The organism is Shinella zoogloeoides (assembly GCF_003574625.1).
Lineage (GTDB): Bacteria > Pseudomonadota > Alphaproteobacteria > Rhizobiales > Rhizobiaceae > Shinella > Shinella zoogloeoides_A.
Map to the genome: position 1 here is coordinate 192,942 of NZ_QNUJ01000003.1, position 17,280 is coordinate 210,221.

A 17,280-nucleotide genomic window follows, 5' to 3' on the forward strand; every position below is an offset into this window, starting at 1 on the left:
GCTAACCCGTTCCCGGGGTGCATTTCTCTGAATTTATGTTTTACTGGCTGTGAGTTGGTCCCGGAGGCCGGAAATGTCCGATCCTTTCGTGAAATCCAAAGCTTTGATGGTGGCCGTTACTTTCTGGGCAGTGTCTAGCCTGCCAGCGGCAGGCGCATCCGCGCGGCTGGAAACCGAGGGGCTAACGGCGCCCGGTGTCGCCACGGCGCTCCATCTCGCTTTTCAGTTGCCGACCGTTCTCGAGGGCGTGGCCTCGCCCGCCGAGGAAGACGAGGCTGTGCGGCTCGAAATGGCGCGGCTGCGGAGACTCATGGTGAATCTCGGCTATCTCGACGCGGATATCAACGCCGCACATGAGGACGGACAGGTGGTCCTCAAGCCCCTTCCCGGAAGACTCTATTCGGTCGGCTCCATCGAACTGAAGGGCGTGCGCCGATCGGATTTCGGCCCCGAGATCGTCAGTGATCTGGCGGAAACGGTGCGGGATTTCGTCGGGCGTGCGGCGACGGCGGAAGCGTCGGAAACCCTCATCCGGCGCATCATCGAGCGGATTGGCCGACAGGATTTTCCTTTGGTTCGCCAGCGGGAACTGACCTGGACACGGGGCGCGGATGGAGTGGCTGCTGCGGTCCTCGACCTGGATACGGGACCGCGACTTCACTTCGGCGAGGTGGTTTTCAGGGGGCTGCGCAGGCTGAACGATGCGGATATTCGCCGTGCCGTGCCGTTCCGTCCCGGCGATCGCTATGAGCGGGCACTCTTCGAAAAGCTGCGTCTCAATCTTTCGGCGTTGAAGACCGTGTCGGATTTTTCGATCGACCTCAAGGATGATGGCGATGGCGGGCTCGGCATGGATGTCCGGGTGCACGAGGCGCCTCCCGATCTCTCGGTGCTGGCGAATACGGGATGGCCGGCGCTGGTCAGTGGCCTTGCCGCCCTTGCCGCATTGGCCGCAACGCAACTGGCCGGGCAGGCCGGCGTCTCCCGTAAACGCCTGCGGCCGCTGGTCTGGGTGGCAGGGGCCTGCGTTCTGACATTCGCGGTCACCGTCGTTCCGCGGCTAGTCGATTTCCTCTCCTGAGGACGGGGTGAACGTTCCCATGACGATGGGCCCCTTTACGGGGCGACGCTCTTGGGCGGCTCTCCCGAGAAAGGCATCGATCCGCTCCTTCACCGTCTGCATGCGGGCGAGGACAGCCGCTTCGGCGCGGCCGATCTTGACCGTTCGCGCGGCTTCCAGCTCCCTGGAAAGCGCGTCCCATTCTGCCATCAGGCTCATCCACGTCTTCACCTGCTCATCGGCGGACGGGCGCTTTGCGGTGCGGTGTTTCGGCTGCAAGCGAACCTCGCGGATATCCGGAAAGGGAACCCATACTGGCTCTCTTTCCCATCGGAAGATACGCCCCTTTCATGCGCAAGAAAGGAATAGTTTACAATATGTGAATTCTGTAATAAAAGCGTCATACAGCGGAAAATTCAAACCATTCACTTCCAGTGTCGAGCTAGGCGATGGAAAGGTGCGCCCTTTCTTTGTCCGGTTCGGATAGGAGCTTGGAGTCCCATGAGTGATCCGGTCCATTCCGCTTTGAGAAGATCAGTGCGCCCGGCAAAGCCGCTCGGCGCCATATCAGTGCCTCGCGTCAGCGTTATAGTGCCGACCGTCAACGAGGCCAAAAACCTCCCCCATGTCCTTCCCCGCATCCCGGGCTGGGTCGATGAAGTCATTCTTGTCGACGGCAATTCCGCCGACGGCACCATCGATGTGGCGCTCGGCCTGATGCCGGGCATCGTCGTGATCGAGCAGCCCCGCCTGGGCAAGGGCGCGGCGCTGGCCGCCGGCTTCGCAGCGGCACGGGGAGACATCCTCATCACGCTCGACGCCGATGGCTCGGCCGATCCCGCCGAAATGGCGGGCTTTGTCGGCGCGCTTCTCGCGGGGGCGGATTTCGTCAAGGGATCGCGCTTCCTGCAAGGGGGCGACACCCGCGACATGGAGTGGTATCGCCGGATCGGCAACTGGGGCCTCCTGCAACTGGTACGCCTTCGCTTCGGCGGCCGGTTCAGCGATCTTTGCTACGGCTACAACGCCTTCTGGCGTGATGTGTTGCCCCATCTGCGCGTGGAAGGCGCCACCGGTTTCGAGATCGAGACGCACATGAACATTCGCGCGCTTCAGGCGGGGCTGGCGGTTGCCGAGCTGCCCAGCCGCGAATATCCGCGCGTCCATGGGGTCAGCAATCTGCGCACCTTCCCCGATGGCTGGCGGGTGCTCAAGACTATTGCCCGCCTGGGATTGGCCCGCCCTGCGCCGGTGGCCGTCCCCCTCAGGAACCGGTCTTCTCTGACGGGATGACTGGCCATGGGCTCGATCGCCGTCGTCATTTGCGCCTATGCCGACGAGCGCCGTGTGCAGCTCGCCGGCGCCGTCCGCTCCGTCCTCGGTCAGACACGACGACCGGACCGGATGATCGTGGTCATCGACCACAATGAAAGGCTGCTGGAAGAAACCCGGGCCGCCTTCCCGGCGGCCGAGGTCATTGCCAATGCCGCGGCGCGGGGGCTTTCGGGCGCCCGCAACACCGGCATTCGGGCCGCGGAAGGCCAGGAGCTCGTCGCCTTTCTCGACGATGATGCCCTGGCGGAGCCCGATTGGCTCGGCCGCATGGAGCGCCATTACGACGATCCGGCGGTGCTCGGTGTCGGCGGAAAGGTCGTCCCGCTTTGGGAAGAAGGGCGCCCCCGCTGGTTCCCCGAAGAATTTCAATGGGTCGTGGGGTGCAGTTATCGGGGGCTGCCCGAGGGGCTGCATCCCATCCGGAACCCGATCGGCTGTAACATGTCCTTCCGCCGGATGGTTTTCGATACCGTTGGCGGATTTCGCGAAGGCATCGGCCGCACCGGGCAGGATGCTGCCGGCTGCGAGGAGACGGAACTCAGCATCCGCGCACGGCAGACGTTCCCCGATGGTGTGATCCTTTACGATCCCGAGGCGATCGTGCGTCATCAGGTGGCTGGCGTTCGGGCTCGCTGGGGCTACTTTCGCCGGCGATGCCTTGCCGAGGGCCGCTCGAAGAGGGCCGTGGCGGCGAGTGTCGGCGCGCGAGACGGCCTTGCGGCGGAAGGCGCCTATGTGACCCGCACCCTGCCGGGAGGCTTTGCGCGCGGCCTTGCCGATACTGTGGTCCGGCGCGATCCGTCCGGCCTCTTGCGGGCAGCCGGCATCGTGGCAGGGCTGGGTTTCACGGCGGCCGGCTACCTTTCGGCGCGGTTTTCCTTGGCCGGTCTTTTCCCGGCGGGAGGACGGATATGAAAGCCGACATGTTCCATCCGGTAAAAATCGTCAGCGTCGATGTTGAGCGTCCGCTTCCGGCAATCGACCTCAGGCGTCCGGGAAATGTCCCCTATGGCGGGATATTCTGCCTCTTGCGCTGCGGCGTGCGGCCGCTCGCAATTCTCGAAATGGAACATCCGGGGCCGGTGATCGAAGCGTCGGATCTGCTGGAAGCGATGGGTTCCGTGCATCCCTTGCCGAGCGCCGGGGAGCCCTCGCAAGGCCCGAGGGAGCGGGTCTCGGTGGTGATTGCGACCCGCGAACGCGCGGAGAGCCTCGAACGGTGCCTCGTGTCGCTTTTCGACCAGACGCGGGTGCCGGACGAGGTGATTGTCGTCGACAATGCGCCGGTTTCCGCCGCCACCGCCCGAATGCTCGCGGCACGCTGGAGCGACCGGGTTCGCTACGTGCTCGAGCCCGTGGCGGGACTTGGCCGTGCCCACAATGCCGGCATGCGGCATGTCACGGCGGATATCGTGCTCTTCACGGACGATGACGTGGTCCTCGACCGGCACTGGTTGGCCGCCATGGCGGCGCCGATGGAGGAGGACGAGGCGGTCGGCTGCGTGACCGGCCTCATTCTGCCGGCCGAACTGGAGACCCGCGCACAGTTCTGGACCGAGCGCCACGGCGGTTTCGGCAAGGGGTTGCAGCGCCGTGTCTACGATCTCGATGCAAACCGGCCCGACGGCGTGCTCTTTCCCTTCACCGCCGGCCAGTTCGGTTCGGGCGCGAACATGGGTTTCCGCGTGAATGCGCTGCGGGCTATCGGCGGTTTCGACGATGCGCTCGGGGCCGGCACGCTGGCGCGCGGCGGCGACGATCTTGCCGCCTTCTTCTCTGTCGTCAGCGCCGGTTTTCGTCTTGTCTACCAGCCCCAGGGTATCGTCTGGCATTATCATCGCCGCGGCGAGGAGGGCATGCGCCGGCAGGCCTATTGCTACGGCATGGGGCTGGGCGCCTATCTCACGAAAATCGTCCTGGACGAACCGCGCCGGGCGCTGCGATTGATGGCGGCCTTCCCTGCCGGGCTACGCCATATGGTCGGGCCGACCTCGGAAAAGACGAACCGCCTGCCGCCCGATTATCCCCGCCGGCTCGTCTGGATGGAGCGGCTCGGCATCCTTGCCGGTGTGCCGGGTTATCTGCGGGCGCTTGCAAGCGGCCGGGCGGTGGAGAGGAAGGCGTGACATGCGACCGGTTCCCATATTGGTCTATCATAGCGTCGCGACGGACTGCGCACCGGCCTATCGCCGCTGGCTGGTGACCCCGCGCGAATTTGACGGCCAGCTTCGGGCTCTCTCTGCGAGGGGTTATCGTCCGATGACGGTGCAGGAACTCGCGATGAGACGGCGTGGCGGTCTTTCCCTGCCGCAGCGGAGTTGTGTCATCACCTTCGATGACGGCCTTGTGGATTTTGCCGAAGGCGCCATGCCTGTTCTCACGGCGCGCGGCTTTCCCGCGACCCTCTTCGTCGTCTCCGGTCTCGTTGGGGCGACCGCTCGCTGGCTTGCGCCGCTGGGCGAGGGCGCCCGGCCCATGCTGGACTGGAGGGCGCTCCGTGACCTTCAGGAGGCGGGCGTCGAAATCGGGGCGCATACGGTCAGCCACCCGGAACTGGATACGTTAAGCCGTGCCCGCGCGCGCCGCGAGATGGCGGACAGCAAGCATGCCCTCGAGGACGGGCTCGGCCGGGCAGTGAAGAGCTTTGCCTATCCGCACGGCTACGCCGCGCCGGTGACACGACGGCTTGCGGAGGAAATCGGCTATCTTGCCGCTTGCCGCGTACGTCATGCGCTGAGCAGCGGTACGGAAAATCTCTTTGCGCTCTCCCGCATCATCGTGACGAGCGATCTGACACCGGAAAGGCTGATCGACCTGATCGAGGGCGGCGAGCTCCCCGTCTCACCGCCTTCCGACAGGCTTGTCGCGACCGGCTGGCGGGCGGCGCGGCGCATACGGGCCTGGGGCCGCACGCTCCTGCCGGATGGGCTGCATGAGCGTTCGGGGAGGCCGTGATGGGAAAGGGGCTGCGCTTGGGGCTTGCCGCCGCCCTTTTCTGGGCCGTGGCGAGATTTGCCTTCGCGGCGGAAACGGCCGAACCGGCTTTTCAGCCGGCGCTCGGTCGCACGCTCCTGCAGCTTGCGGATCTCTATGCCGCACGTCAGGTCGATACGGCCGGTGTCGAGAAGCTTTTGGGCGACTACGACCGCATGCTGGACAGTGCAGGCCCGGATGCGATCCTCGCCGTCTCCTCGCCTCGCCCCGAGCCGGTCGCGACAGACGAAAAACCGGATGGCGACCTTGCGCGCCGGCTCTATGAACGAGCCGCCGCCTATGGAGAGCATGGCGCCCTTGTCGGGCTCGGCAATCTCTACAGGCGTGGGCAAATAGTGGAGCGGGACGAAGCGAAGGCCTTTGCCGCTTATCAGGCGGCGGCTCGCAACGGCGATCCCGAAGGCCAGTTGCGCGCCGCCGAAATGACGATCCGCGGCGAGGGAACCGAACGCAATCTCGCTGCCGGGCTGTCCGCCTTGCGCGCTTTGGTGGCGACCAGCGACTTGCGCACACTCGATGCCCTCGCTGAACTCTGCCTCAGCGGGCGGGTGCCGGTACAGGCGGACATCGCCCTCGCGGCCCTGGAAAAAGCCGCCCGTTCCGGATCGCGCGATGCGGAGCTGCAACTGGGCGATTTCTATTCGTCCGGTCTGGCGGTGGCGGCGGATTATGCGAAGGCAATCGGCCACTACCGTCGCGCCGTCAAGCAGGGCAGCGCCGTTGCCCGCGTGCAGCTTGCTGAAATGCAGGCGCGTGGGCGCGGAATGGTTCGTGATGCCGAAAGCGCGCTGAAAGCGTTGAGAGAGTTGTCGGCCGAAGGAGAGGCAACCGCCTCCCTCCTGCTCGGCGATTATTATCGGGATGGGCGGGTTGTCGCGTCCGACCCGGCGCTCTCCCTGAAATATTATCAGGACGCCGCAAGGCAGGGCAGCACGACGGCGCTCGTGCGGCTGGGGGAAGCACATGCTTCCGAGCCCGCACTCGCGGCAGGCTTCTATCGTCAGGCGGCGGATCAGGACAATGTGGCCGCGAAGGTGCGGCTGGCAGAAATGAAAGCGGCCGGCCAGGGCATGGCCCGGGATGGCCCGGCCGCCTTCGCCGAGTTGGAGGCCCTCGCTGCGGATGGCGAAAGCGGTGCCTCGCTTGCGTTGGGCGACATTTATGCGGCGGGTGAGGGAACGCCTGTCGAGCCGGTGCGTGCGCTGGACCGCTACCGACAGGCCGCCGAAGAAGGAAGCACCACGGCGCTCACGCGCCTTGGGGACTTCTATTCCGACGGTCGCCTGGTTCCGGCCGACTATGGCCGGGCGATCGGCTACTACCGCGATGGCGCGCGGATGGGAAACGCTTCCGCGAAGATTCGGCTTGCCGAGATGACGGCGCGCGGACAGGGAACCGCGCGTGACGCAGGCGCCGCAAAGGCCACTCTCAATGTACTGGCAGGCATCGAGAAAAACGCATCGGCTGCGACGGCTCTCGCTGGCCTTTACGCGGAAGGCGCGCTCGGGGGCGCCAATCCGGAGATGGCCTTTGCCTATTACGATCGCGCGGCATCCCTCGGCGACCTTGCGGGCAAGGTGCGGCGGGCCGAGTTGCGAATGCTCGGGCAGGGCGTATCAAGGGACGTCGATGCGGGGCGGAGCGAGTTGGAGACACTTTCCGCTGCGGGCTCGGGCGATGCGGCGCTGGCGCTGGCAGATTTCTATGCGAAGGGCGATACGGGAAGTGCAGACCCGGAACGGGCGCGGACCTATTACTGGCAGGCGGCGGCGACCGGAAGCATAACAGCCCTCGTACGGCTCGGAGACCTCCATTCTGACGGCAGGCTCGTGCCGACCGATTATGCACATGCGGTGGAATATTACCGTGCGGCCGCGGACAAGGGCAGTCCTGTCGCTAAAATCCGCCTTGCCGAGATGACGGTACGAGGGCAGGGGACAGCCCGCGATGCGGATGCCGGGAAGGCCGCGTTGGACGAGCTGGCTGGAGCGGGAGGCGATGCCCATGCCGCCATGATGCTCGGTGATCTCTACATCGAAGGTGCCTTCGGCTCGCCCGATCCGGAAATGGCGTTTGCCGCCTATGGCCGCGCGGCAGTGCTCGGCGAGGGGGCGGCAAAGGTGCGGCGGGCCGAAATGAAAGCGCTCGGGCAAGGCGTATCCCAGGACGCGAACGCTGCGCGTGTCGAACTGGAAGCGCTGGCGGCGCAGGGAAGAACGGATGCCGCGTTGACGCTGGCGGACGTCTACGCAAAGGGAGAAGGACTTGGCATCGATCCCGAACTCGCCCGACGCTATTATCGGCAGGCCGCAATGGGAGGCAGTGTGACCGCGCTTTCGCGGCTGGGCGATTTCTACTCCGACGGCCGCCTTGTGCCGGTCGATTATCCCAAGGCGGCAAGCTACTATCGGGAGGCGGCGCAGGACGGCAATGCGACTGCAAAAATCCGTCTTGCGGAAATGACGGCGCGAGGCCAGGGGATCGTTCGCGACGAGGACGCGGCAAAGGCCGCACTGATGGCGCTGGCAGGTTCCGGAGGCGATGCCCGCGCCGCGATGTCTCTCGGCGATCTTTATACGCAGGGGGCTCTGGGCCCCGGCAATGAAACCCAGGCCTTTGCCGCCTATGCGCGGGCCGCAACGCTCGGCAATGCTGCGGCAAAGGTGCGCCAGGCAGAAATGAAAGTGGCCGGACAAGGCGTCGCGCAGGATGTGAAAGCGGGGCTTGCCGAACTTTCGGCCCTGGCAGGGCAGGGCGCCGCCGACGCGTCCCTTGCGCTTGGAGATATCTACGCGAAGGGTGAGGGAGTGCCGGTCGATATCGCCAGCGCCCGCAGCCACTATCAGCAGGCAGCGGCCGATGGAAGCATTACGGCACTGCTGCGGCTCGGAGACAGCTACAGGCCGCAGAAGCCGGAGGAGGCTTTCGCCTCCTATCGCGCCGCCGCAGAGGCCGGCAATCTTCAGGCGCGCCTTCGTGTCGCCGAAATGACGATCCGGGGCGAGGGCACGCGGCGCGATCCGCAGGCCGGTCTTGCCGCCCTTCGGACGCTTGCCAAGGCCGACAATCCTGCTGTTCTCGAGGAACTCGCCGGTGTTGGCCTTTCCGGTCGCATTCCCCTGCAGACCACCCTCGCGCTTTCGGCGCTGGATCGGGCAAGCGCGCTCGGCTCGGTCAATGCCCATGTGCAACTCGGCAATCTCTATGCGGACGGCATGGCGGTGAAAGCCGATCCCGCTCTGGCCCTCACGCACTACCGTGAGGCCGCCGGGCGGGGTAGCGAAGAGGCACAGATCCGTCTGGCGCAAATGATGGCGGCGGGTCAGGGAACACCGCGCAATCTCATCAAGGCACAGGCCGCGTTGAAGGCGCTCGGAAGTGCCGATGCCCTGCTGGCGCTTGGAGATATGTTCGGCCGGATCGAGGCCGCGCCGCTCGATCCGGCGCTGGCGCTTAAATATTACCGTGCGGCTGCCGCCGATGGCAGCGTTTCGGCCAGGCTGCGCCTCGCGCAGGGCTATGCCGACGGACGCTTCGGCCGTCGCAATTTCAAGGAGGCGGAAGCGCATTATCGTGCCGCCGTCGAGACGGGGAACCGCGGTGCCATGCTGGCCCTTGGCCGCTTCCAGGCTTCACGCCCCTCTGCCCGAACCGCATCGGCGGGTTTTACCCGGTTGCGCGATGCGATGGAGGCGAGGGTCGCCGGCGCGCCTTCGGTTCTTGCCGAGGCCCTGTTCTACGGCCGGGGTCGCCAACAGAGCAGCAAGTCCGCAATGAGCGTCCTTCGCCAGGCCATGGCAGATCACGATGCTGCCGCGACGCTCGACCTGATTGCCGCTTATCGGGATGGCAAACGGGACGGTCGAACCTTGCTGGTCCGCAAGGACATCGCCAAGGCGAAGACGATTTTGCTGGCATCGCAGGATATGCTGTCCGAACCGGAGAAGGACATCGAGGGCTTCCTCATCGACGCGGCAACGGCCAGGCATTCCGCTTTTGCAAAACTCAATACACGCTTCAACGCCCTAACCCAGCCGGAAAAGCGGCAAATCGTCAGCGCGTTACCCAAGACGAACGGCAACCTGTTCATCTACATCGTGAAAGCCCGGCTTCGTGAAAAAGGGATTCGGGTTCGACAGTTCGATGGCAGGCTCGATAGGCAGACACAGGCCGCGCTCATGCGCGAATGCCGGGCCTTCCTACCTGCCAGGCAGTGCCGCAGAGGGCCGTTCTTCCCATCGGTCGTAGAGGCGGTAGCGCAGATGTTTTAGCTCGCTTCGCAACTATTTGGGGAATTTCCTGCCGCCATAGTATTGTTGTGATTGCATTTGCGGCCAAAAGACCCGTTTTCCGATATATTTACGCCGAGCGAACGATAAGATTTTTGCCGCGGGCATCACCCGAAGTGATTATTTGACGAAAAATTGATTAATACTGTATCATCGAAGAATTAAAAAGCTGGCAGGCGAGAAAGAAATTCCTGCCATTTGTTTCTCATCTGTATTGCGTTGGTGGGGAAGGGCTGTGGGTGAAGCTGTGAGACCGGGGCAGCCGCGACAGCGGCGCGAGGGCAGCGAACGGCGTCTGATCGTTATAGTGGCGGAGCCGGATTTTCTGATCGAGTGCTTGTCGGAGGCGCTGAAACGCCGCTTTTCCGATCATGAAATCTTGGTCGATCGGGAGGCGGAAAATCTGCTGCGGACGCATCGGGCGCGCATGGACCTCATGCTGTTTCATGGCAAGGATGCAACCGATATTGCCCGGATTCTGACGGATATGGAGGCGGAGACTGCGTCGATTTCCATCGGCATTCTGATTGGGGATTCCGCCGCGCTGGATCCCATTGTGGGCCTTTTGGCCGAGGACAGGCATATCGATGGCATTTTACCGCTCGATGTGCGCCTGGACGTGTTTCTGACCGGGGTGGAGCTGCTCATAAAGGGCGGAGAGCATTTTCCCTCCACGTTGCTGCGTCGGCTGAAATCTCCGGAAAAGGCGGGCATGCCGGTTTCTCCTTCAGCCTCCCCGCTTCCGGCGATGCATGAAGCGCATCTGACGGTGCGTGAGGTCGAGATACTCGATCTTCTGTGCAAGGGCACGCAAAACAAGCTTATCGCTCACAGTCTGAAGCTCTCGGAAAACACCATCAAGGCGCATGTTCGAAGCATATACAAAAAACTTCGCGTAAAAAACAGGACAGAAGCAGCATTATCTTCTTTCGGAATGGTCAATATAGAGTGATGGGCTAATCCTTTTTTACGACTATCTGTTATCAAAAGTTGTGATTAGTCTATGATGATCCGGAAGCAAAGTAATTTACGCAGCCGGGTTTCGTCATCTCAAATAACTATCTCAAGGAGAACCTGATTCCGGTGGAAGGAGACGCTTTGTCCGCTGTAAACCGTCTTCTTCGTGCAAAAACTGCCGTGCATTGGACGTGCATTTGGAGCTGACGTTTCCGGGGAGCGCATCCGGGTCCCATATTCGATGAGCAGGGACCTCCATGCGCTCTTCCGGTAACGCCAGTCGAATGAAGAGTGCGCAAGCGGTTGTCATTGAAGACCCAGACGGTCCGCATGCTGCCGACTTCGTTGCGACGATATGCGTATGAGCGCTCACCTATCGCTGACAGGTACAAAGGGATGTGTGCATCCTTCTTGAGTGTTGGCATTGCAACATGCTGTTTTTATGCGGAATTTTTATTTTTCATTCTGGCCGCGCATGATCTTCTCGACGAAGTAGCGCGGGATCTGGTCGCGCTCGCGGCGGCGGTAGAACTCCATGCAGAAGGTCACGAAGGCCTTGAAGCGGCGCGAGACGTGGCGGCGGCGGGAATAGATGAGGTTGATCGCCGTCTCCCGCGAGCGCCATTCGGGCAGGACCGGCAGCAGGAGATCGCTCTGGCATTCGGTTTCGACGAAGAAACCCGGCAGGTAGGTGATGCCCTGTCCGGCCACGGCGAAATATTTCAGGGTCCAGTAGTCGTTGGCGATCAGGCTCGACGGCACGAGGATCTCGGTTTCCTCGACGCCCTGGCGGGAGAGATACCAGGGTTGCAGCCGCGTGGTGTTGCGGAAGAGCAGGCTCCGGTGCCTGGCGAGATCGTCCGTCGTGGCCGGATGGCCGTGCTGTGCGAGATAGTCCGGGCTGGCATAGAGCCCGTAGGAGGCCGTCGCCAGCCGGCGGCTGACATAATCGACATCGGACGGCTCGCCCCAGTGGAAGATGCCGTCGAGCGCCATGTCGGACACATCGGTGAAGGGCTGGCGCGCCGAGAGGAAGACCACGTCGAGGATGACCTGCGGATAGGTCTTCTGGAAGGCATAGAGCAGTTCCGACGTGATGGTGGTGCCGAATTCGCCGGTCGAGCCGACGCGCAGGGTCCCGGCGACCTCCTGATGCATCTCGGCCATCGCGGTCGCGGCATCGTCGCAGCTCGCCTGGATTTTTCGCGCATGGCGAAGCAGTTCCGAGCCCGCATCCGTCAGATGCAGTTGATGCCCCTCGCGCACGAAGAGTTCGACGCCGAATTCGTCCTCGAGCTGGCGTATGCGGTGGCTGAGGGTCGATTTCGGCAGGCGGTGCAACCGCGAGGCGGCCGAAATCGAGCGGGCATCCGCCACCTTCACGAAGCATTCCATCACCGAGAGGTCCATTCTCCCGCCTGCCTTTCGTTCAAGAAATTGGACGATACGTTCGATAATAGCCTGAATTCGGCCAGTTGTTCAAACGGTGCGGGACTGAAATAGTCGGGCCGAAACAGGGAGGTCTGCATGTCCGACATTCGAGAATTCATTCGCGCCGCATCCGGCGGGGAATCCAAGGCAACCGTTGCCGTGCGGGGCGGCCGGCTGGTCAACGTCGTGTCCGAGGAAATCTACCAGGCGGATATCGCGATCTACCGCGACCGCATCATCGCCGTCGGCGACATCAGCGAATATATCGGGCCGCAGACCGAGATCATCGACGCGACCGGCAAATACCTTGCCCCGGGCATGATCGACGGCCACCTCCATGTCGAGTGCTCGAAGCTCTCGCTCACCAGCTTCGCCAAGGCCGTCGTGCCGCTCGGCACCACCTCGATCGTGACGGGCCTCGACCAGATCATCGTCGTCGGCGGGCCGGATGCAGCGCGCGAATTCCTCGACGAGGTCAAGGAGACGCCGCTCAAGGTGTTCTGGGGCGCGCCCTGCAAGACGCCCTATACCATGCCGCGCTCCACCGTTGGCCATTACTTCAGCCCGAAGGACCACCGCGACACCCATCACTGGCCGGAATGCGTCGGCATCTGGGAAACGGTGCGCGAATTCATCCAGGAGGAGGACGAGGACGTCCTGCAGGCCATCGAGATCGGCGCGGCAAGCCGCCTGCCGGTGCTGGGCTGCTGCCCGATGACCCGCGGCGCACGCCTCAACGGCTACATGCAGTCGGGCGTTCGGGCCGACCACGAGAGCTACACGCCCGAAGAGATGCTGGAAAAGCTGCGCGCCGGCATGCACGTCGTCGTGCGTGAATCCTCCATCTCCCACTTCCTCTCCGACAATCTGCGCATCGTCACGGAGATGGGCGTAAAGGCGCTGCGCCGCATCAGCTTCTGCACCGACGACGTGGTGGCGAGCGATATCCTGTCGCGCGGCCATCTCGACAACATGGTCCGCATGGCCATCGCCATGGGCATCTCGCCGATGGCCGCCATCCAGATGGCGACGATCAACGGCGCCGAAGCGCTGCGCATCGACCACAAGGTCGGTTCGATCTCGCCGGGCCGCACGGCGGACATCCTGATCGTCAACGACCTGCGCGACTTCCAGATCGAGGCCGTGGTGGCGAACGGCAAGCTCGCCGCCCGCGACGGGCGGATGGCGATCGAACTCGTTCCGCCGAAGCGCAGCGCCGGCCTGCTGCAATCGGTCAAGGCGAAGCCCGTCACCGCCGCCGACATCGCCGTGCCTTTCGACGGCACGTCGTCTTCCGCCAAGGTGCTTGCAATCGCGCTGACGCCGGAGAAGATCTTCGTGCGCACGCGGCGCGACGTCACCCTGCCGGTCGTCGACGGCAAGGTCCTCGCCGATGTCAGCCAGAACGTGCAGTACGTGACGGTCGTCGAGCGTTACGGCAAGACGCAGAACCGCCCCGTCGCCTTCGTCTCGGGCTTCAACCTGAAATCCGGCGCCATCGCCAGCTCCACGGCGCCCGACGACAACAACATCATCTGCATCGGCGCCGATCCGGAAGACATGGCGATCGCCATCAACCACCTCATCGCCAACAATGGCGGCCAGGTGGTGGTCGACAAGGGCAAGGTCGTGGAATTCCTGCACCTGCCCATCGGCGGCATCGTCTCCGATATCGATCCTGCGGAGATGGCGGCGCTGGAAATACGGCTCGACGATGCGGCGCGCGGCCTCGGCTGCGATCTGCCCTGGCCGTTCATGTACATGTTCGTGCTGCAGATCACCGCGATCCCCGACTATGCCATCACCGATCTCGGCGTCGTCGATTGCGTCAATCTGCAGATCATTTCGCCGCTCGATCCGGACGGGTCCGCTGCTGCGAAAACGCTTGCGGCGGAGTAGGAGAACCGTCAAGGCGGCATCGATGGTGTTCAATAGGGGAGGAACGACATGAACTATCAATCGAAAGTCGCGGAAGATCCCGCGAGCCGGTCACAGTCCCGGCTCGCCGGCACCATCGACCGCCTGTTTGAGGTTACCCGGGGCGGATCGACGATCCGCACGGAAATCATCGCCGCCCTGACCACGTTCCTGGCGGCGTCCTATGTCATCGTGGTCAATCCGGCGATCCTGCAGAATGCCGGCATTCCCTTTTCGGCGGGCGTGACGGCGACGGTGCTCGTCAGCCTCGTCGGCAGCTGCGCGATGGGTCTTTACGCGCGCAGCCCCATTCTGGTCGCGCCCGGCATGGGCATCAACGCGCTCTTTGCCTATACGATGGTGATGGGCGCGAACGTGCCGCTGGAGATCGCGCTCGGCTGCGTCTTCTGGGCGGGCGTGCTCTTCACCATCCTTGCCATGCTGAACCTTCGCACGGCCGTCATCGACGCGATCCCGAAGGACCTGCGCTACGGCATTGCCTGCGGCATCGGCCTCTTCATCGCGCTGATCGGCTTCGAGAACGCCAAGTTCATCGTGGCGAGCCCCGACACCATCGTCGCGCTCACCCAGTTCACGCCCGTCACGCTCACCTTCATCGCCGGCTTCATCATTACCGCCGCGCTGGTGATCCGCCGGGTGCCGGGCGCCATGATGGCGGGCATGATCGTCACCACCGTGCTGGCGATCCCGATCGGCCGCTGGTGGGGCGACGGCAGCGCCTTTGCCGGCACGCCCGACGTGCACACGCTCGTCAACTGGAGCGGGCTTCTCGCGGCCCCGGACTTCAGCTTCGTTGGCCGGATCGACCTGGTCGGCGCGCTGCAGATCGCCTATGTGCCCTTTGTCTTCGTCTTCCTCTTCACCAATTTCGTGGAAGCGCTCTCGACCTTCCTCGGCCTTGCGGAAGCGGCCAACCTGAAGGACGAGAACGGCATGCCGCGCAACGTGAAGGAATCGATGCATGTCGATGCCGTCGCGGCCCTCATCTCCGCGCCGCTCGGCACGAGCCCGGCGACCGTCTACCTGGAATCGGGCGCGGGCATCGCGCAGGGCGGGCGCACCGGCCTCGTCGCCTTCATTGCGGGGCTCTGCTTCCTGCCGTTCCTGTTCCTGTCGCCGCTGCTCTCGCTGGTGCCGGCAATCGCCACGGCGCCGGTCCTCATCCTGACCGGCCTCTTCATGTCCGAGCCGATGGGGCGGATCAACTGGGGCGACATGGAGGATGCCATTCCGGCCTTCCTCGCCATCGTGCTCATCCCGCTGACCTTCTCCATCACGCTCGGCCTGTCGCTCGCCATCATCGGCTTCGTCGTCATGAAGCTGGTACTCGGCAAGGCGCGGGAGGTGCGGCCGGTCATGTGGTTTGTCGCGGTGCTCGCCGCCATGCTGGTGATGCAGGTTCAATGATTATTTGCGGCGGCGCGATGACGTGCCGCCGCATGCATAAACCGGGTTAGGAAGGAACAGGCGGAAATGCTGCAATCATGGTCTGAAACCGCGCCGCTTCTGGTGGATGTCGCAATGGGGCGCAAGCCCGCGGACCTCGTCATCCGCAACGGCCGATGGGTGAACGTCTATTCGGGCGAGATCGTCCCGAATACCGACATCGCGGTTGCCGCCGGGCGCTTCGCCTATGTCGGCCCCGATGCCGGCCATACGATCGGCGAGGGGACCAAGGTCGTGGATGCCGGCGGACGTTACCTCGTTCCCGGCCTTTGCGATGCGCATATGCACGTGGAAAGCGGCCTCGTGACGGTGACGGAATTCGCCCGCGCGGTCGCCCCGCACGGCACGACCACCATGTTCATCGATCCGCACGAGATTGCCAACGTGCTCGGCATGGCGGGCGTGAAGCTGATGAACGACGAGGCGCAGAGCCTGCCCCTCAACATCTTCGTACAGGTTCCGAGCTGCGTCCCGAGCGCGCCGGGCCTGGAAAATGCCGGCGCGACGCTGAACGCCGAGGACGTGCGCGAGGCCCTCGCATGGCCGAACATCATCGGCCTCGGCGAGATGATGAATTTCCCGGGCGTTGCCGCGAACGACCCCAAGATGGTCGCGGAAATCGCCGCGACGCAGAACGCCCGCCTGACGGTCGGCGGTCACTATGCCTCCCCGGACCTCGGCCGGGCCTTCCACGCCTATGCGGCGGGCGGCCCGGCCGATGACCACGAGGGAACCACCGTGGACGATGCCATCGCGCGCGTCCGCCAGGGCATGCGCGCCATGCTGCGCCTTGGCTCCGCCTGGTTCGATGTGGCCGCGCAGGTCAAGGCCATCACCGAACGCGGCGTCGATCCGCGGAACTTCGTGCTCTGCACGGACGACAGCCATTCCGGCACGCTGGTCAATGACGGCCACATGAACCGGGTGGTGCGCCATGCGATCGCACAGGGCCTCAGGCCGATCACGGCGATCCAGATGGCGACCCTCAACACGGCGCAGCATTTCGGCGTCGAACGCGAACTGGGCTCGATTGCCCCCGGCCGCCGCGCCGACCTGATCGTGACCTCGGACCTTGCCGCCCTTCCGGTCGAGATGGTCTTCGCCCGCGGGCGGCTGCTGGCGGAAGATGGGGCGCTCGTCGCCGACATTCCGGCCTACGACTACCCGGCCAGCGCGAAGAACACGGTCAAGCTCGGCAAGGCGCTGACTGCCGCGGACTTTGACATCGCAGCCGCCGGCGCCGCGCAGGTGGATGTGCGGGTGATCGGCGTCGTTGAGAACCAGGCGCCAACAAAGGCCTTGCAGCGCAGCCTGCCGGTCAAGGGCGGCGTGGTCGCGATGGACCGGCCGGGCGATGTCTGCCAGATCGCGCTGGTGGAGCGCCATCGCGGCACGGGCGGCGTGGTGAACGCCTTCGTCTCCGGCTTCGGCTACGATACCGATTGCGCCATGGCCTCGACGGTCGCCCATGACAGCCATCACATGATCGTCGTCGGCACCAACAAGGCCGACATGGCGCAGGCCGCCAATCGCCTTCAGGAAGTCGGCGGCGGCATCGTGCTGATTGCCGGCGGCAAGGAACTTGCGCTGGTCGAGCTTCCCGTCGCCGGCCTGATGTCGGACGAGCGGGCGGAAGTCGTTGCGGAAAAAGCCAATCGTCTGGTGGAAGGCATGCGCGCCTGCGGCTGCACGCTCAACAACGCCTATATGCAGCACTCGCTGCTGGCGCTGGTGGTGATCCCGGAACTGCGCATTTCCGATGTCGGCCTGATCGACGTCACCCGCTTCGAAAAGACGGACGTCATCATTCGCTAGAATACGCCATTCATG

Annotated in this window: 12 protein-coding genes; 10 read left to right on the plus strand and 2 right to left on the minus strand. The window is 64.1% G+C overall.

The genetic code is table 11. The features are described 5' to 3' along the window. Positions 1-73 precede the first annotated feature (73 nt). A complete protein-coding gene (locus tag DSD28_RS06955; protein WP_119255652.1) occupies positions 74-1,081 on the plus strand; it encodes a POTRA domain-containing protein in 1,008 nt (335 codons plus the stop codon). Here DSD28_RS06955 and DSD28_RS06960 read toward each other — a convergent pair. Next, a complete protein-coding gene (locus tag DSD28_RS06960; protein ID WP_162911284.1) occupies positions 1,061-1,270 on the minus strand; it encodes a hypothetical protein in 210 nt (69 codons plus the stop codon). The genes DSD28_RS06955 and DSD28_RS06960 overlap by 21 nt on opposite strands. Before the next feature lie 291 nt (positions 1,271-1,561). Between DSD28_RS06960 and DSD28_RS06965 the strand changes: the two genes are divergently transcribed. The 6 genes from DSD28_RS06965 to DSD28_RS06990 all read left to right on the plus strand — a co-directional run bounded on the left by DSD28_RS06965 (position 1,562) and on the right by DSD28_RS06990 (position 10,630). Next, a complete protein-coding gene (locus DSD28_RS06965) occupies positions 1,562-2,353 on the plus strand; it encodes a glycosyltransferase family 2 protein (protein ID WP_119255654.1) in 792 nt (263 codons plus the stop codon). Between the two features lie 6 nt (positions 2,354-2,359). Next, a complete protein-coding gene (locus DSD28_RS06970; protein WP_119255655.1) occupies positions 2,360-3,310 on the plus strand; it encodes a glycosyltransferase family 2 protein in 951 nt (316 codons plus the stop codon). Continuing rightward, complete coding sequence (locus DSD28_RS06975; protein WP_119255656.1) at positions 3,307-4,521, plus strand: glycosyltransferase family 2 protein; 1,215 nt, start codon at positions 3,307-3,309, stop codon at positions 4,519-4,521. Before DSD28_RS06970 ends, DSD28_RS06975 begins: the two co-directional genes overlap by 4 nt. A gap of 1 nt (position 4,522) precedes the next feature. Further along, entirely contained in the window at positions 4,523-5,350 is an 828-nt protein-coding gene (locus tag DSD28_RS06980) for a polysaccharide deacetylase family protein (protein WP_119255657.1), read from the plus strand. Continuing rightward, entirely contained in the window at positions 5,350-9,660 is a 4,311-nt protein-coding gene (locus tag DSD28_RS06985; RefSeq protein ID WP_119255658.1) for a tetratricopeptide repeat protein, read from the plus strand. Before DSD28_RS06980 ends, DSD28_RS06985 begins: the two co-directional genes overlap by 1 nt. A gap of 253 nt (positions 9,661-9,913) precedes the next feature. Continuing rightward, complete coding sequence (locus DSD28_RS06990; protein ID WP_119255659.1) at positions 9,914-10,630, plus strand: response regulator transcription factor; 717 nt, start codon at positions 9,914-9,916, stop codon at positions 10,628-10,630. 458 nt (positions 10,631-11,088) lie between these two features. Here DSD28_RS06990 and DSD28_RS06995 read toward each other — a convergent pair whose 3' ends face one another. Further along, complete coding sequence (locus DSD28_RS06995; RefSeq protein WP_119255660.1) at positions 11,089-12,045, minus strand: LysR family transcriptional regulator; 957 nt, start codon at positions 12,043-12,045, stop codon at positions 11,089-11,091. 117 nt (positions 12,046-12,162) lie between these two features. On the opposite strand from DSD28_RS06995, the gene DSD28_RS07000 reads away from it, so the two are divergent. The 3 genes from DSD28_RS07000 (at position 12,163) to ade (ending at position 17,265) form a co-directional block, all read left to right on the plus strand. Continuing rightward, positions 12,163-13,965, plus strand: coding sequence for an adenine deaminase (locus DSD28_RS07000; protein WP_119255661.1), 1,803 nt, complete (start codon positions 12,163-12,165; stop codon positions 13,963-13,965). 48 nt (positions 13,966-14,013) lie between these two features. Next, positions 14,014-15,411, plus strand: a complete 1,398-nt coding sequence (locus DSD28_RS07005; protein WP_119255662.1) for an NCS2 family permease — start codon at positions 14,014-14,016, stop codon at positions 15,409-15,411. Positions 15,412-15,477: 66 nt separating this feature from the next. Further along, positions 15,478-17,265, plus strand: coding sequence for an adenine deaminase (gene ade / locus DSD28_RS07010; RefSeq protein ID WP_119255663.1), 1,788 nt, complete (start codon positions 15,478-15,480; stop codon positions 17,263-17,265). Positions 17,266-17,280: the final 15 nt, after the last annotated feature.

What these genes read in the sequence shown, in the direction of transcription:
- DSD28_RS07000 (WP_119255661.1), top strand. Translation starts at nt 12,163, where the DNA reads ATGTCCGACATTCGAGAATTCATTCGCGCCGCATCCGGCGGGGAATCC.
- DSD28_RS06960 (WP_162911284.1), bottom strand. Translation starts at nt 1,270, where the DNA reads ATGGCAGAATGGGACGCGCTTTCCAGGGAGCTGGAAGCCGCGCGAACG.
- DSD28_RS06970 (WP_119255655.1), top strand. Translation starts at nt 2,360, where the DNA reads ATGGGCTCGATCGCCGTCGTCATTTGCGCCTATGCCGACGAGCGCCGT.
- DSD28_RS06985 (WP_119255658.1), top strand. Translation starts at nt 5,350, where the DNA reads ATGGGAAAGGGGCTGCGCTTGGGGCTTGCCGCCGCCCTTTTCTGGGCC.
- ade (WP_119255663.1), top strand. Translation starts at nt 15,478, where the DNA reads ATGCTGCAATCATGGTCTGAAACCGCGCCGCTTCTGGTGGATGTCGCA.
- DSD28_RS06955 (WP_119255652.1), top strand. Translation starts at nt 74, where the DNA reads ATGTCCGATCCTTTCGTGAAATCCAAAGCTTTGATGGTGGCCGTTACT.
- DSD28_RS06965 (WP_119255654.1), top strand. Translation starts at nt 1,562, where the DNA reads ATGAGTGATCCGGTCCATTCCGCTTTGAGAAGATCAGTGCGCCCGGCA.
- DSD28_RS06975 (WP_119255656.1), top strand. Translation starts at nt 3,307, where the DNA reads ATGAAAGCCGACATGTTCCATCCGGTAAAAATCGTCAGCGTCGATGTT.
- DSD28_RS07005 (WP_119255662.1), top strand. Translation starts at nt 14,014, where the DNA reads ATGAACTATCAATCGAAAGTCGCGGAAGATCCCGCGAGCCGGTCACAG.
- DSD28_RS06980 (WP_119255657.1), top strand. Translation starts at nt 4,523, where the DNA reads ATGCGACCGGTTCCCATATTGGTCTATCATAGCGTCGCGACGGACTGC.
- DSD28_RS06995 (WP_119255660.1), bottom strand. Translation starts at nt 12,045, where the DNA reads ATGGACCTCTCGGTGATGGAATGCTTCGTGAAGGTGGCGGATGCCCGC.